The organism is Pectobacterium polaris (assembly GCF_002307355.1).
In the GTDB taxonomy this organism is placed as follows: domain Bacteria; phylum Pseudomonadota; class Gammaproteobacteria; order Enterobacterales; family Enterobacteriaceae; genus Pectobacterium; species Pectobacterium polare.
This window is the reverse complement of sequence record NZ_CP017481.1, coordinates 3188421-3203670: the sequence shown is the minus strand read 5'-3', so window position 1 is coordinate 3203670 and position 15250 is coordinate 3188421. Positions and strand designations below refer to the sequence as shown.

Below are 15250 nucleotides of genomic sequence, written 5' to 3'. Positions count from 1 at the left end.
ACGCCATGCGAAAACATGGCGAATTGATAGTAGCATTTAACTATGAAAATAAAAGTTCCACTCGCGACGATTTAATTCATCATGGGAATAAGCCATCCGCATGAATAAAGCGACGTAGCGTAATTTGAGAATTTTTAAGAATACTTATCTAAATAAGTGCTAAATAATTTAAAAGATAATATGTCGTATTAAGACAGACGTTATAGGGAAAATCTATTCCGGAAAGAATAGATTCCCCCATGACGTGCTTATAACAGGCGGGTGTGGCTGGTGTTACTGACCTGCCATGACCTGCCGTACACGGGCTAAATCTTCTGGGGTATCCACGCCGACGCTAGGAACGGCTTTGGCTACCGCAACATGAATCTTCTCGCCGTACCACAGCACGCGCAGTTGCTCCAGTAGCTCGATTTGCTCCAGTTGACTCGGCGCCCAAGTGACATAACGACGCACAAAACCCGCACGGTAAGCATAGATACCGATATGACGCAGGAAGTGATCGCCAATGGTTTCCTTAGACTGAGCAAAACGCTCTCTGTCCCAGGGAATCGTCGCTCGGGAAAAATACAGAGCGTATCCCTCAGCGTCAGTAACGACTTTTACCGCATTCGGGTTAAATGCTTCTTCGCTGGTTTCAATCGGCACCGCCAGCGTTGCCATTCCTGCTTTACTGGCAGCGAGATTTTCTGCCACCTGACGAATGATAACGGAAGGAATAAGCGGCTCATCGCCCTGAACGTTCACGATGATGTCATCATCGGTAAAACCGTAACGCTCGATGACTTCAGCCAAACGCTCTGTACCAGAATTATGATCGGCGCGGGTCAGGCACACTTCGCCACCAGCTTGCTGTACGGCAGCCGCGACGTCGGGATGATCGGTGGCCACAATAACGCACTGTGCTCCCGACTCCAGCGCCCGCTCCATCACATGGACGACCATCGGTTTGCCATTGATGTCCGCCAACGGTTTACCCGGCAGTCGGCTTGACGCAAAACGCGCAGGAATGATCACAGTAAAGGTCATTGTGTTATCTCATCAGCCCCGAGTTTACGCGCTTCGTTTTCCAGCAGCACAGGAATACCATCACGAACCGGATAGGCCAAACCATCGACCTTGCATATCAGTTCCAGTTTCTCTTTATTAAAGTACAGCCGACCATTACAAACAGGACAGGCAACAATCTCAAGTAAACGGTGATCCATGCTTCCTCCATCTTTGACCGATCTATGACCGATATTTTCTTTCTCGCTACAGCAGCGATCTAATAAGGTGATACCCACAAGGGATATCTGAAACCGTGGTAGCAGACCAATTTATGTTCTACTGCCCGCATTCCGATTAAGCACATTTTCCAGTTTGTCGAGCAATTGCGCGCCGTAGGGCTCAGCCAGCACGGCATCGACGGGCAGATACCACCAGTTATCCTGAGCAAATGCCTTACATTTTACGGCATCTTTTTCCGTCATCAGCAGCGGCTGCATCGCATCCTGAGTCAGCGGTTCTAGCTGTTCTGGCTGGTACGATTGATGGTCAGCAAAGGCGACTTCACGTGCAATGCTAACACCGGCATCACGCAGCGTCGCAAAAAAACGCGGGGGATGTCCGATGCCCGCCATCGCAACGACATCATGCAGTTGGCGCAGCGGTCGTGATTCACCAGAAAGCAAGTTAACCGCCATACCCGCCGTTAATGTCATGCCTATCTCGTTTGCTCGCGGCGTACCGCCGTTAACAATGACTGCATCCACTGACGCCAGACGGCTTTCTCTTTCCCGCATTGGGCCAGCAGGCAGCCACCATCCATTGCCAAAACGCCGCATCCCGTCAATCACAACTAGCTCGATATCTCTTTCCAACGCATAGTGCTGTAATCCATCGTCGGTGATCACCACATCTAGCGTGTGCTGTGCCAATAATGCGCTCACCGCATCCCGCCGACGCGGGGCGACCGCAACAGGCGCACCAGTACGCTGAAAAATCAGCACCGGCTCATCACCGGCCTGCGCCGTCGTTACCGACTCATCCAGCAGCAGCGGATAACGTTCAGCTTTCCCACCGTAACCGCGTGACACCACACCGACACGATAGCCTCTGCGTTGCAGCTGTTCGACGAGCCAAATGACGACCGGTGTTTTCCCATTCCCGCCTGCCGTCAGATTCCCCACAACCACGACGGGAACAGGAGATCGCCAGCTTTTCCGCCACCCCAGTCGATAGCTCTGGCGAATCAAGAACGTGATGAGCCCGTATAGCCACGCAAGCGGCAGCAGCAGGTAATAGAGCCGCGACCGCCCAGACCAGATGCGCTCAATCATTCGCCAAACTGCATTCTATGCAACTGAGCATAAGCACCGTTCGCCGCCAGTAACGCAGCATGGTTACCACGCTCAATGATTCTGCCATCTTCAACCACCAGAATCTCATCTGCTTTTTCAATCGTGGAAAGACGGTGTGCAATCACAACCGCAGTACGATCTTTTTGCAGCTCGTCTAATGCAGCCTGAATCGCACGCTCAGATTCCGTGTCCAGCGCCGACGTCGCCTCATCCAATATCAGGATCGGGCTATCCCGCAACAGCGCACGGGCAATCGCAATACGCTGCCGTTGTCCGCCGGAAAGCATGACACCATTTTCACCAATGACCGTATCCAGACCGTGATCCATCTTATTGATGAAATCCATCGCATACGCCATTGTCGCCGCACGCTCAATTTCCTCACGGCTATAGTGCTCATTACGGGCATAGGCGATGTTGTTCGCTATCGTATCGTTGAACAGATGGACGTTTTGAGAAACCAGTGCCACCTGATTACGTAAGGACGACAGGTGATACTCACGTAGATCGTGACCATCGAGCAGAATCTCACCTGACTGAATATCGTAAAAACGCGTGATCAAACTGGCAATCGTTGATTTACCCGAACCAGAACGACCAACCAATGCCACCGTTTTTCCTGCTGGAATATGCAGATTGATATTCTTCAGCGCCAGATTTTCTTTCCCAGGATAAGCAAAATTCACCTGACGGAATTCGAGTTCGCCTTTCGCTCGCTCAATTTCCCGTTTACCGGTGTCACGCTCTTGCTCCATATCCAGAATCGCAAACAGCGTCTGGCACGCGGCCATACCACGCTGGAACTGTGCGTTCACGTTGGTCAGTGATTTTAACGGGCGCATCAATGCGATCATGGAAGAGAACACGACCGTGATTGTCCCAGCCGTTAGCGTTTCCATCACGCTAGGGAAACTGGCGGCATACAGCACAAAGGCCAATGCCAGCGAAGCGATTAACTGAATGATAGGATCGGAAATTGAAGAGGCGGAAACCAGCTTCATGCCTTGTTGACGCATCCGGTTGCTAACCTGATCGAAACGTTTAGTCTCAACGTCCTGGCCGCCAAACATCAGCACTTCTTTGTGGCCTTTTAGCATTTGCTCCGTGCTGGTGGTGACATGCCCCATCGTGTCCTGCATATTTTTACTGATATTGCGGAAGCGCTTGGATACCACGCGCATAGCGATCGACACGATCGGCGCAATCACAATCAGAATGATGGACAGCTGCCAGCTATAGTAGAACATCAGAATGAACAGGCCGATAATCGATGCCCCTTCCCTGACGACCGTCACCAATGCGCCGGAAGCAGAGGCCGCAACCTGCTCTGAGTCATAAGTGATGCGGGAGAGCAGCGTCCCGGTTGATTGCTGATCGAAGAACGACACCGGCATGCCCATGATATGGGAGAAGAGACGGCGGCGCATATTCATCACCACTTTGCCTGAAACCCAAGCGACGCAGTAGCTGGATATAAACCCTGACACGCCACGCAGTATCATAAGACCAATGACAACCAGCGGCATCCAGATTAATACGGCACGTTCCGCCTTGCCAAATCCGTCATCCAATAAGGGTTTAAGCAGAGAGAGCATGAGTGTATCGCTAGCTGCATTAATGATGAGTGCAATTGCAGCAACAGCAAGCCCTGCTTTAAAAGGAGAGATCATCGGCCAGAGGCGACGAAAGGTCTGCCAAGTGGAGAGATCTTTATCATTCAGCATGTAGTAAACCTGAATCGGGAAGAAATAGCCGACCATTTTACTCATTATACCGTCCTACGCCAAACCACTGATGATACCAACGAGGCGATATGTGATCCCTGAACCGCAGAATGTGCCATGAATCGCTGAAAAAACGTGCACTTAACTGCCCGAATGACGCAGTATCCAGCCATGAGTAACCGTATTGCTGGTATCGCTCAACAATTTTTACAGAAGGCAGTCGCCACGGGTTATAGCGCGCCGCTGAAGCCATAGCAAACTCGGCATTAACCGCACGAATAAAGGAAGGCGACGAGGATGTCTTACTGCCATGGTGAGGTATTTGTAACAAATTCGCACGCAGGGTACTGCGATCTAACCTAATCAATGCCTTTTCCGCATCTGACTCCAGATCGCCCGTCAGTAGAACACTGTATTTTCCATCATCAACGCGAATAACGCAGGAGTCGTTATTTTCCGCTCGTTCTACGAGCGCCAACGGCCACAGCACGGTAAACGTGAGATCTTGCCAGCGCCAACGTTCGCCGCGTTGGCAAGAACGATGATTCATCGCATTGGTCGCGCTATATATCGTTGCTTCAGGGTAAGCAAGCTGTAGCGTTTCCAGCCCCCCAATATGATCCATATGGCTATGGCTCAGGATAATGTTTTCCACGTCGACACCCCGCCATCGCAGGTAAGGTAGAATTTCTCGCGTCGCCATATCGCTCCCTTCCCAGCGGTTTCCCGTGTCGTATAACACCGCTTTCCCACGCTGTTCGATCACAATCGCCAGACCATGACCGACATCCAACATGTCCACACGCCAATCCGGTTCATCACTCTTTATGCGAAAGACCAGTAAAACCACAATCAGAGCACCGACACTCGCGGGATAAATTCGCCACCAGCTAAAGCGCCATATCACAACCGCGCCCCAGCCCGCGACGCTCGCGAGCAGCAGCGATGCATCAAGATACACCCACCCCGTTTGTAGATACGTCAACGGGGCGAATACCACTCGTAGCGAAATATCCGCCAGCCACCAGAGCATTTCACTCAGCGGCGCGAATGCCAGCGTGCTCAATGCCAGCAAAATGAGTGGTGTGGTAACGAAGGACACCAAAGGCACAGCCCAAAGATTTGCGGGCAGCGAAGTGATACTGAAACCGTGAAAAATATGAAGCTGCAAGGGCATCAGTAGCAGCGTGATTCCGGTTTGCAGGTGGATCCAGCGCATCCAGAACCAACGCCGTCGGGTCTGTAGACGATGAGGAAGCGGTGCCCATTGAAACCAGAAAATCAGCGACGCAACGGCAAGGCAAGATAGCCAAAAACTGTCTGACAGTACGCTCAATGGATCGCTGACCAGAATCAACGCGACACACCATAGCCAGACCTGCCAGGCTGAGCCATTGACGTTCCACACTTTTAGGCAAATCCATACGCTAAGCGCCAGTGCCGATCGCACAGCAGGCGGATTTCCTCCTGCTAACCAGACATAGCCCCAGGCAACCACAGCGCTCGTCAGTAATGGGAAGCGATAGCCAATCCACTGCACGGGAAAGCCATACTGTAACGCCCGCGCCATTCCCCAACCAACCAGACCCGCAAGCACGATATGGAGGCCAGAGATCGCCATCAGGTGCATCGTCCCGGTATTCTGAAGTAGCGCCTTGAGTTCCGGGCTAACCGTTTTCATCTCACCAAACGTCAGCGCCAGTAAAATAGAACGCCACGCTAATCCCTGCACCTGCCGCTCCGCCTGTACGATCGTGCGCTGGCGAAAGTCACAATGACTATCAACCGCCTTTGCCGTAAGCACACGACCCGACAACGGTTGCCGTTTGGCTATCGCCCAACGCTGACTATCAAAGCCGCCTTCATTGAGTCGACTGTGAATGGGTCGCAAACTGGCGGTGATTGCCCAACGTTGACCACCACACCAGTTTTCCATAGCCGGAGATAAGGTCAGTTGGGCATATAATGGAGGGAAGATCCGGCGCTGATTGATCTCTTCCAGCCGAACCGTGATCCAATCATCATCATGCTCATTGAATCGTATGCTGCTGATCGTCACGACAGCGTTAACCTGACCCTGCGTAACGCGCTCGATTTGTAGCAGTAAGGTTTGAGCATTCAACGATGCCCAGCAAAAACTCATGACAACCAGCGCCACACAACGTATCCCCGCGTGACGATATCCAACGAGCATCACGCAGGTGGATAGCCCAATGCCCCACCACAGCAGCATTTGCGCGGGAATCTGCGGTAAGAAAAGCAACGGCAGAATACCCAGCACGCTCGCCCAAGCCAGACTATTTACGGACATCATCCCTTTGACTAGCATCGTCCCTTGCCATAACACACCCTTCCCTCTTTCCCTGTGGTTCGTCCTGGCATGTTGCAGTAACTCAAACTGATGCAACAGAACGAAAATTTCAGGTGGGGAAACGCTTCGCAAGAAAACGGCTACATGTCAGTAAATGACATCCGCGCTGTGAGCCTGATTCCATTTTCTGCTTCCTGCGTTTCCCCCAGACGGTGCGATGACAACAATCTGGCTGCGGCGTACCACATTAAATCCCGAGCGCTTTTTTCACGACAGCTTCGGCAGGCTGGCCTTCGCGGTTGGTTACGCCGTTAAGCCAGCTTGAAAGCCGTTCTGGGTGCTTCGCCAGTTCTGCGCGCGCGGCTTCTTCGGCAGTTTGTTTATCATCCAGAATGCGGGTAATGATGGCATTCTCCAGCGCGACATCAAACGTTAACTGACTGAAAAAACGATTAATATTCGGACACTGCGTGGCGAAATCCTTACGCGTCACCGTATTCACCGTAGCGCTACCGTAGTTAGGGCCGAAATAGGCATCCCCACCACTTAAATACTTAAGTTTGAAGCGCGTATTCATCGCGTGCGGTTCCCAACCGAGGAAAACGACCCACTGATTGCGGCTCGTCGCACGGGTCACCTGCGCGAGCATCCCGCTCTCGCTGGACTCCACGAGGTTCCAGCCTTGCAGCCCAAAATCCTGTTTATCCAGCATCTTTTTAATATTTTGGTTAGCTGGCGCACCCGGTGCGATACCGTATATTTTGTGGTCGAACTTATCGGCGTATTTTTGTAAATCGGCAAAGTCTTTTACACCTGCCTCTGCAACATATTCCGGCACCGCCAGTGTGAATTTAGCGGCCGGGAGATTCGCCCCGAGCACCTTGATTGAACCATCCGCAATATATTTGCTGATAACCGGTTCCTGCGCGGGCATCCAGTTACCGAGAAACACATCAACCTGCCCGGTTTTCAGCCCCTGAAAAGCCAGCGCCACGGAAAGATTCTGCACCTTTTGCTGATAGCCCAGCGCCTTGAGCACCACGCCAGACACGGCGTTGGTTGCCGCGATGTCTGTCCAGCCGGGATCGGATTGCGTAACCACCGCACAGCGTGGGTCTTCCGCGGCGAAACTGGTCACAGGCAGTAGCGCAGCACTGGCCAACAGCATGAATACCGACAATGATTTCTGCTTCATTATTCTTCCCCGATTGGTTTTTTTAACGGCTGTGGGTAGCGAGCAAAGGCTTCCTGCTCATCCAGTGTTTGATGGTTGCGAATATAGCGTTGCGAGGCTGCCTGATGAGGCTGAAAATCCCATTTAGGAATCGCGTCACGGCCTGCTATACGGGTTAAAAACAGTCTCTTTTGCTGGCTCGCCAGCACCTGTTGATTCAGGTCGTCCAACTGCCAGCGCTCGGCCACTTCTTTAACAAAATCCTGAACGATAGCCTGATATTCGCTGTCTGCCGCAAGATTGCGCTTTTCATCCGGGTCTTCTTGCAGATTAAACAGCTGTGGCGCTTCACTCAGGGAGTGAATGTATTTCCACGTCCCACGCCGTATCATCACCATTGGGCCTATTGCCCCCTCAGCCAGATACTCGCTGTATACACCATCTGGGCCAACGTCTCCACGCAGATGCGGTACTAAGCTGCGTCCATCCAGCGGCGCAATCGCCTGCGCTGAGCGATCCTCACCGCTCGCCAGTTCGCAGAGGGTGGGCAGCAAATCGACCAGCGAAACGTTCTCTGTGACACGACGCGGCGCGAAGCGTTTCGGGTTATGCACAATAAACGGAATGCGAACCGCATTTTCGAAAAACGTCATCTTGTACCACAGACCGCGTTCGCCCAGCATTTCACCGTGATCGGCAACCACAAAAACAATGGTGTCTTCTGCAAGCCCGGTTTCTTCCAGCGTGCGCACAATCTCACCAAAACAGTCATCCACGTAGGCCATCGCGCCGTAATAGGCATGACGCGCCCGGCGAATGTCATCTTCGCTAAGCAGCCCCTCCTCCAGTTGATACATTGCCCGCAGGCGGGTGGAATGGCGATCGTCCTCAACGTCGCCAGCCTGTGTTTTCGGCAAATCGATGTCCTCGGCGTTGAATCGGTCGAGATAGCGGCGGGGAATGGCGAACGGGTCGTGTGGATGCGTCAACGACAGCAGCAACAGGAACGGCTGATCCTCGGGGCGACGAGCGGCGTCATACAGCCGTTGTCGCGCTAAAAACAGGGCTTCATCATCAAAATCAAGCTGGTTGGTTCGCACGCATTCGCCCGCCTCCAGCACTGAACTCATATTGTGATACCAGTCCAGACGCCGCTCGGGATGACGCCAGTCAGGCGTCCAGCCAAAATCCGCAGGATAGATATCCGTCGTCAGCCGCTCATCGAAGCCGTGTAGTTGGTCGGGGCCGCAGAAATGCATCTTGCCGGAAAGCCAGGTACGGTAACCCTGTTCGCGCAGATAGTGGCATAACGTCGGCGAATCGGCGTGAAACTCGGCTGCGTTATCGAATACGGCATTCCGCGAGATGAGCTGGCCCGTCATCAATGATGCCCGCGACGGCGCACACAACGGACTGTTGCAATATGCGGATTCAAATACCACGCCTTCACGCGCCAGCCTGTCAATATTCGGGGTCAGGCTGACATTATTTCCATACGTTCGTAATGCCGATGCCGTTAATTGATCGGCCATGAGAATAACGATATTCGGTTTATTTATAAGCATAATTAACCAGAAATTAAAATTGATTAAATGAATCGTGATATTTTTATCGCACGCCCCTTTCATTCTGTGAAGGGGGTATTTTATTATCATGGGATAAGGTCAGGTTATGGCAAATAAATTACAGTTACCGCCGTTACAAGTATTAGTAGTGTTTGAGGCGGCGGCGCGCCATGGCAATTTTACCGCAGCGGGAAATGAACTTAGCCTTTCTCAACCTGCCGTGAGTCAGCGCATTCAACTGCTTGAAAATCTGTTGAATACACCGTTATTTGAACGTCGTCACCGTGGTGTAGAACTCACCGAATCAGGTAATGGGCTTTATCAAATTGTTCGCTCTTGTCTTAACGATATCAGTGAACAACTGGAACGCACGCGCTACCAGCGGAGCACATTGCGAATCGATACCGATATGGGGTTCGCCAGTTACTGGCTGCTGCCACGCCTGAACGACATTCAGGCACTGATTCCCGGTGTAGAGGTACAAATTTCCACCTCGCCCAACGACTACAACTTCCGCGACAACAACGCCCATCTGGCCATCTATTTTGGCAACGGAAACTGGCCGGGTACGCAGGCGCAGCGCCTGTTTCCCGAAGACGTCGTTCCCGTTTGCAATCAAAATCTTATCGATGAAATCGGAGCCAATGCCTCGCCTGACAAACTACTGGGATATCCGCTAATAAAACTGCCAGAAACGCATCCGCAGCGCTGGTTAACGTGGGAAGACTGGTTCCGACAGCATCAGGTTGTCAGCCAGCAGCATACGGCATCGCGTACGTTTAACGCTTACTCTCTGGTGATTCAGGCCGCGATTGAAGGTCAAGGCATTGCCCTCGGCTGGCGCCCCTTAATTGACTCGTTTCTCGCCAGCAAACAGCTTTTCCGCTGCGGGCCAGAAATGCGAACCGAGCGGGGATATTACTTAATCTCTGCCAGTGGAAAACCGTCATCAGCTCAGCAGGAAAAAGTAAAAGCGTGGTTATTAGATGAGGCATGGAATTTCCACCTCAAAAAAAGTGCATTGCAATAATATCGCTAAACTAATGCGGAATACTTCTATTCTCTGCAATGAAATCTTTAACTTGGCCTGGTTATTTTAGGTTAGCGTATAATGATTCTCAGAAAATAGGTGATATGGCCATGTCAGAGCCAATTATCGAATTGCGTGCAATAAATAAAAATTATTCCAGAAAAGAAAAAGGCAGTCTTTTTTTTCGCGCTAAACAGCAACCGTCGGTTAATGCCTTGAATAATATTAATCTGCAAATTTATCCGGGCGAAATTTTTGTCATCGTTGGCCTTTCAGGTTCAGGAAAATCAACGCTTTTACGCACGCTGAATTTTCTAATTCCCCCTACTGACGGTTCGGTGTTATTTGACGGCCAGGAACTGGCGTCGCTCTCGTCCGCCCAAATGATCGCCCTGCGTCGTCAAAAAATGGGCATGGTCTTCCAGTCTTTCGCGCTTTTCGATGAGCGCACGGTATTGGATAACGTGGCATTCGGTCTGGAAGTCGCCGGAGTGAGTCGTGTAGCACGTCATCAGAAAGCACAGGACATGCTGGAACAGGTCGGGCTCGGTCAGGTCGCAAGCCACTATCCCCACCAGCTTTCCGGTGGGATGCAACAGCGTGTCGGGCTTGCCAGAGCGCTGGTGGTGAACCCGTCAGTGCTGCTAATGGATGAGGCGTTTTCCGCGCTGGACCCCATCATTCGTCGGGAAATGCAGTCGCTATTGCTGACATTACAGGCGCAGCAGCGACGCACCATCGTGTTTGTCACTCACGATATGGAAGAAGCGCTACGGCTGGGAACACGCATTGCCATCATGGAACAGGGCAATCTGGTGCAGGTCGGTCAGGCGGAAACCCTTATCAATACCCCAGCGACACCCTACGTGCGCCATTTTTTCTCCGGCGTGGACACCTCACGCTGGCAACTCGCGGAAAATTATGCGGAAAGCTACGCCGATACCTCGGCAACGCACCGATAAGGTCAATGTATGCGTTATCCACTCGATTTTAGTCGCCAGATTGACAGCGCGATCCACACACTCTTGTCACAAAGCGGGGGCTTTTTTGACGCGCTGGCAGCGAGTATTGATGCCTTCGCGGGGGGCATGGAGACGCTCACAGGATGGTTAACGCCGTGGGGACTGGTGATCCTGTCCGTGGGTATCGGGTTCTGGCGCATCGGAAAAGGGTTCGCCCTGTTCGCATTGCTTGCCACGCTCTACATCATCTATAGCGGATATAGCGAACACGCATCGATCACTCTCGCGCTGACGCTCTCTTCCACGTTTTTCAGCCTGCTGTTCGGTATTCCTCTGGGCATCTGGAGCGCACGCCGCGCGGTAGTGGGCAGCATAGTGCGTACGCTGTTGGATTTTATGCAGACCATGCCCGCCTTTGTTTATCTGATTCCCGCGACGATCTTGTTTGGGCTGGGTCGACCGCCCGGTATTTTCGCCACCATTTTATTCTCCATGCCGCCAGTCGTACGTCTGACCGATTTAGGGATCCGTCAGGTAAATGCTGCCCGCATTGAAGCGGGTGTCGCCTTTGGCTGTACGCCGTGGCAACTGCTGTGGAAAGTACAGTTACCTGCCGCTCAACCATCGATCATGGCGGGGGTGAACCAGACCATTATGATGGCGATGTCGATGGTGATCATTGCCTCCATGGTCGGTGCAGGCGGGCTTGGCAATGACATTCTCAGTAGCATTCAGCAGCTTGATATCGGCTTGGGTTTACAAAGTGGAATGGTAGTGGTGCTGATGGCAATTTTACTCGACCGGCTTTCCGCCAGCTTTGTTCGCCATAGGGAGCGCTAGCGTGCTGCTTTAGTCAGGCTCGCAAACAGGCTTTGTTAAGCGCCTGACGCACTGAAAAAGAAAAAGGACCGCAGAAGCGATCCTTTTACAGCAGAGCCGTTTACCGTAGCTGTTTACCATAAGAAATGGCGCGTCAGGTTACTTAACTTCGCCCATCGCTTTCAGCTTTTTAGACAGTTCACGGCGCTCTTTCGACAGATCGGCGTTTTTGATGATGTAGTCATCAACGCGGTCTTCATAATCACCGCGCATGTTGGCGATGATATTCTGTACGTCCTCAATGGACATGCCAGGTTTAAGATATTCGCTCAGGTTGTCCAGCAGCAGAACGCGCTTCTGGTTATCACGAATTTTCTTCTCGTTGTCGACGATTTCACGCTGAAGTTTGTTTTTACGACGAAACATGCGCACGAATTCCAGCACATCCTGGAAACACGGCTTAGTGTCCTTATCCATCTTTTACCCTTACCTTAAGTCATACATAAATTTTTTATGTATTCACCATACAGGTTATACCCAGCGTCTTTCAAGCAGTGCTTGCGCCCTTTGCGCAAACACCTCGCTGAGCGGATAATCTGTCATCAACCATCAACGATAATATACCGCGATACGCTGATTATGAACCTGCTCGATGGCCACTTCCGTATCGAAAATATCTTCCAACACCTCGGACACCATAATGTCTTCCGGTTTTCCCGTGTAGATAATCTGCCCTTTGCGCATCGCAATAATGTAATCCGAATAGGCGGAAGCAAAGTTGATATCGTGGATAACCAGCACGATGGTTTTACCTAGCTCATCGGCCGCACGGCGAATCTGTTTCATCATCGCCACCGCGTGCTTCATATCCAGATTATTCAGCGGTTCATCCAGTAGTACATATTCCGTGTCCTGACATAGTACCATCGCGACATAGGCTCGTTGACGCTGGCCGCCGGAAAGCTCATCTAAAAAGCGATCTTTCAATTCGGTCAGGTTGAGGAATGCCAGCGCGGCGCTGATGCGTTCACGATCGTCAGCATTCAGCCGCCCTTTGGTATAAGGGTAGCGGCCGAAGCCCACCAGCTCTGCTACCGTTAAGCGGCTGGTAAACTGGTTTTCCTGCCGCAACACGGACAAACACGTCGCCAGCTTATCGCTTGGCGTGGTCATCACGTCCATGCCATTAACTTTTACCTGTCCGCGATCCGCGTCCAGCAGGCGACTAATGATGGACAACAATGTCGACTTCCCTGCACCATTCGGGCCGATAATCGACGTGACGCCACCGCGGGGCACCGTCGCGGTGACATTATCTAATACCTTAACGTTATTATACGCTTTGGTTACATTGCCGATCTCAATCACACGGAAACCTTTTTCAGTAGCAACACAATAAACAGCGATCCACCCACAAATTCGATCACGACCGACAGCGCCCCAGACATATCCAGCAGATGCTCAAGCACCAGTTGTCCACCAACCAGTGAAATAACGCCCAGCAGGAAAGCCGCGGGCAGCAACAGGCGATGCTGGCTAGAACCAATCACTAAATAGGCAAGGTTCGCAACCATGAAGCCCAAAAAGGTGAGCGGACCGACCAATGCCGTTGAAATGGCAACCAGCACGGAAACCAGCAGCAGAATGATCGTGACGCTGCGTTTGTAGTCGATACCTAGGTTAATCGCGTTATTACGCCCCAGCGCCAATACATCAAACCGAAAGCGCATACGCCAGATCACCACCGCGACCACCAGCGTAATTCCAACCGACAGCGCCACCAGTTCAGGCACGGTACGGGTGAAGGTGGCAAACATCCGCCCCTGTAAGATGGCAAACTCGCCGGGCGTAAGCAGACGCTGCATTAAGCCCGCCATGCTGCGAAACAGCGTGCCGCAGATAATCCCGACCAGTAAAACCAGATGCAGGTTATTGCGGCTGCCGGTAAACAGCCAGCGGTACAGCAGCGCGGAGAAGAGAATGAGCAGCAGCGTCTCAAGAACGAATTTGCCTTCAACGCCCAGCCCCGGAATGCCACTAATGCCGAAAACAAATACCAGCGAGGTCTGAATCAGGATAAACAGGGCTTCAAACCCCATAATCGACGGCGTCAGCACTCGGTTATTCGTCACCGTTTGGAACAGCACGGTCGACGCACTGGCGGCAAACGCCACCAGCAGCATCGTCGTTAGCATCAGCCCGCGGTGCTTCAAAATGTAGCGCAGGTTACTGCCTAAATTGATGGTCATAAACAGCACGATCACCACAGCAGCCGCAACAGCCAGCCACATCAACCGCTGCGTCGGCGATAACCCCGCACGTTTTTCGCTGACGGGTCCGGTCAGCACCGTATTACGTTCATTGACTGACATGGCGTTTCTGGCTTAGCAATAAGAGAAGGAAAACGGCAGCGCCAATGACGCCAAGAATCACACTCACTGGAATCTCGAAAGGATAGCGAATCACGCGGCTGATGATATCGCAGCACAGCACCAGACCACCGCCGAGCAGGCACACCCACGGGATCGTTTTGCGCACATTGTCGCCCATCATCATGCTGATCAGGTTCGGCACGATCAGTCCGATAAACGGCAAGCTGCCGACCACCACGACGACCACGCCACTGACGATGGCGATAATGCTCAGCCCCATCATCATCACCTGCCGATAGTTAAGGCCGACATTAACGGAGAACTCGCGCCCCATGCCCGCAACCGTGAAACGGTCAGCGATCCAGCAAGCCACCAGCGTTAACGCACCGACCAACCAGAGCAGCTCATAGCGCCCCTGCAAGACACCGGAGAAATCACCGGATTCCCAACTGCCAAGCGCCTGTAGCAGATCAAAATACATCGCGCCAAACGTGGTAATTGAACTGATAACTGCACCCAGCATAATGCCGACCAGCGGCACGACTAGCGCGGATTTCAGCACAATCCGCTGGAGCAGCATCATGAACAGGAAAGTACCCGCTAAAGCGAACAGGCTCGCCACCACCATCTTGGTGAAGATCGTCGCACCGGGCACGGCGATCATCACCACCAGCAAACCTAAGCTAGCCGACTGTGTGGTCCCCGCCAGAGACGGTTCAACAAAACGGTTTTGCGTCAGCAACTGCATGATGAGGCCAGCCACACTCATGGCGCTGCCTGCCAGCAGCAAAGCTAGCGTGCGAGGAACGCGGCTGATAAAGAAAATATCGCGCATTTCCGGGTCGTTCCACACAGCCTGCATATTCAACTGCCCTGCCCCAACAAACAGGCTGACAACGATCATGCAGGTCAGAAAGACAAGACCCAGCGAATAGTAAAAAGACTTCATTGATT

At 52.3% G+C, this 15250-nt stretch carries 14 protein-coding genes; 3 read left to right on the top strand and 11 right to left on the bottom strand.

Features of this window, described 5'->3' with window-relative positions; translation table 11 throughout:
* Positions 1-273: 273 nt before the first annotated feature.
* The 7 genes from kdsB to betC all read right to left on the bottom strand — a co-directional run bounded on the left by kdsB (position 274) and on the right by betC (position 9113).
* Positions 274-1026 (bottom strand): 3-deoxy-manno-octulosonate cytidylyltransferase, encoded by a 753-nt coding sequence (kdsB, locus tag BJJ97_RS14395; protein WP_095994380.1) that lies wholly within the window; start codon positions 1024-1026, stop codon positions 274-276.
* Positions 1023-1205: a Trm112 family protein gene (locus tag BJJ97_RS14390; RefSeq protein WP_005967647.1), complete on the bottom strand. Its 183-nt coding sequence runs from the start codon at positions 1203-1205 to the stop codon at positions 1023-1025. The genes kdsB and BJJ97_RS14390 overlap by 4 nt, the downstream gene beginning before the upstream one ends.
* Before the next feature lie 111 nt (positions 1206-1316).
* Entirely contained in the window at positions 1317-2318 is a 1002-nt protein-coding gene (gene lpxK, locus BJJ97_RS14385; RefSeq protein ID WP_095994379.1) for a tetraacyldisaccharide 4'-kinase, read from the bottom strand.
* Complete coding sequence (msbA, locus tag BJJ97_RS14380; RefSeq protein ID WP_095995379.1) at positions 2315-4063, bottom strand: lipid A ABC transporter ATP-binding protein/permease MsbA; 1749 nt, start codon at positions 4061-4063, stop codon at positions 2315-2317. The genes lpxK and msbA overlap by 4 nt, the downstream gene beginning before the upstream one ends.
* A 37-nt stretch (positions 4064-4100) precedes the next feature.
* Positions 4101-6374, bottom strand: a complete 2274-nt coding sequence (locus BJJ97_RS14375) for a ComEC family protein (RefSeq protein WP_095995380.1) — start codon at positions 6372-6374, stop codon at positions 4101-4103.
* Positions 6375-6621: 247 nt separating this feature from the next.
* The gene (gene choX / locus BJJ97_RS14370; protein WP_095994378.1) at positions 6622-7569 is read right to left on the bottom strand and encodes a choline ABC transporter substrate-binding protein; all 948 of its coding nucleotides are present in this window, start codon (positions 7567-7569) and stop codon (positions 6622-6624) included.
* Positions 7569-9113, bottom strand: coding sequence for a choline-sulfatase (betC, locus tag BJJ97_RS14365; RefSeq protein WP_095995378.1), 1545 nt, complete (start codon positions 9111-9113; stop codon positions 7569-7571). The genes choX and betC overlap by 1 nt, the downstream gene beginning before the upstream one ends.
* A 106-nt stretch (positions 9114-9219) precedes the next feature.
* On the opposite strand from betC, the gene BJJ97_RS14360 reads away from it, so the two are divergent.
* From BJJ97_RS14360 to BJJ97_RS14350, 3 genes are all read left to right on the top strand, one after another.
* Positions 9220-10143: a LysR substrate-binding domain-containing protein gene (locus BJJ97_RS14360; RefSeq protein WP_095994377.1), complete on the top strand. Its 924-nt coding sequence runs from the start codon at positions 9220-9222 to the stop codon at positions 10141-10143.
* Positions 10144-10253: 110 nt separating this feature from the next.
* On the top strand, positions 10254-11105 hold the full coding sequence (locus BJJ97_RS14355) for an ATP-binding cassette domain-containing protein (protein ID WP_095995377.1): 852 nt from the start codon (positions 10254-10256) through the stop codon (positions 11103-11105).
* 9 nt (positions 11106-11114) lie between these two features.
* A complete protein-coding gene (locus BJJ97_RS14350) occupies positions 11115-11945 on the top strand; it encodes an ABC transporter permease (RefSeq protein ID WP_095699256.1) in 831 nt (276 codons plus the stop codon).
* A gap of 138 nt (positions 11946-12083) precedes the next feature.
* On the opposite strand, the gene tmaR is transcribed toward BJJ97_RS14350, so the two are convergent.
* From tmaR to BJJ97_RS14330, 4 genes are all read right to left on the bottom strand, one after another.
* Positions 12084-12401 carry a PTS system regulator TmaR gene (gene tmaR / locus BJJ97_RS14345; protein WP_005967626.1) on the bottom strand — a complete coding sequence of 106 codons (318 nt, stop codon included), beginning with the start codon at positions 12399-12401 and terminating at the stop codon, positions 12084-12086.
* A gap of 132 nt (positions 12402-12533) precedes the next feature.
* Positions 12534-13292, bottom strand: a complete 759-nt coding sequence (locus BJJ97_RS14340) for an iron ABC transporter ATP-binding protein (protein WP_010277081.1) — start codon at positions 13290-13292, stop codon at positions 12534-12536.
* Complete coding sequence (locus BJJ97_RS14335; protein WP_095994376.1) at positions 13289-14296, bottom strand: iron chelate uptake ABC transporter family permease subunit; 1008 nt, start codon at positions 14294-14296, stop codon at positions 13289-13291. Before BJJ97_RS14335 ends, BJJ97_RS14340 begins: the two co-directional genes overlap by 4 nt.
* Positions 14283-15245 carry an ABC transporter permease gene (locus BJJ97_RS14330; RefSeq protein WP_095994375.1) on the bottom strand — a complete coding sequence of 321 codons (963 nt, stop codon included), beginning with the start codon at positions 15243-15245 and terminating at the stop codon, positions 14283-14285. The genes BJJ97_RS14335 and BJJ97_RS14330 overlap by 14 nt, the downstream gene beginning before the upstream one ends.
* Positions 15246-15250 lie beyond the last annotated feature (5 nt).

Coding starts and splice junctions, on each gene's coding strand:
- lpxK (WP_095994379.1), bottom strand. CDS start 2,318: ATGATTGAGCGCATCTGGTCTGGGCGGTCGCGGCTCTATTACCTGCTG.
- choX (WP_095994378.1), bottom strand. CDS start 7,569: ATGAAGCAGAAATCATTGTCGGTATTCATGCTGTTGGCCAGTGCTGCG.
- BJJ97_RS14330 (WP_095994375.1), bottom strand. CDS start 15,245: ATGAAGTCTTTTTACTATTCGCTGGGTCTTGTCTTTCTGACCTGCATG.
- BJJ97_RS14360 (WP_095994377.1), top strand. CDS start 9,220: ATGGCAAATAAATTACAGTTACCGCCGTTACAAGTATTAGTAGTGTTT.
- BJJ97_RS14355 (WP_095995377.1), top strand. CDS start 10,254: ATGTCAGAGCCAATTATCGAATTGCGTGCAATAAATAAAAATTATTCC.
- betC (WP_095995378.1), bottom strand. CDS start 9,113: ATGCTTATAAATAAACCGAATATCGTTATTCTCATGGCCGATCAATTA.
- BJJ97_RS14335 (WP_095994376.1), bottom strand. CDS start 14,296: ATGTCAGTCAATGAACGTAATACGGTGCTGACCGGACCCGTCAGCGAA.
- BJJ97_RS14350 (WP_095699256.1), top strand. CDS start 11,115: ATGCGTTATCCACTCGATTTTAGTCGCCAGATTGACAGCGCGATCCAC.
- BJJ97_RS14390 (WP_005967647.1), bottom strand. CDS start 1,205: ATGGATCACCGTTTACTTGAGATTGTTGCCTGTCCTGTTTGTAATGGT.
- kdsB (WP_095994380.1), bottom strand. CDS start 1,026: ATGACCTTTACTGTGATCATTCCTGCGCGTTTTGCGTCAAGCCGACTG.
- msbA (WP_095995379.1), bottom strand. CDS start 4,063: ATGCTGAATGATAAAGATCTCTCCACTTGGCAGACCTTTCGTCGCCTC.
- tmaR (WP_005967626.1), bottom strand. CDS start 12,401: ATGGATAAGGACACTAAGCCGTGTTTCCAGGATGTGCTGGAATTCGTG.
- BJJ97_RS14375 (WP_095995380.1), bottom strand. CDS start 6,374: ATGTCCGTAAATAGTCTGGCTTGGGCGAGCGTGCTGGGTATTCTGCCG.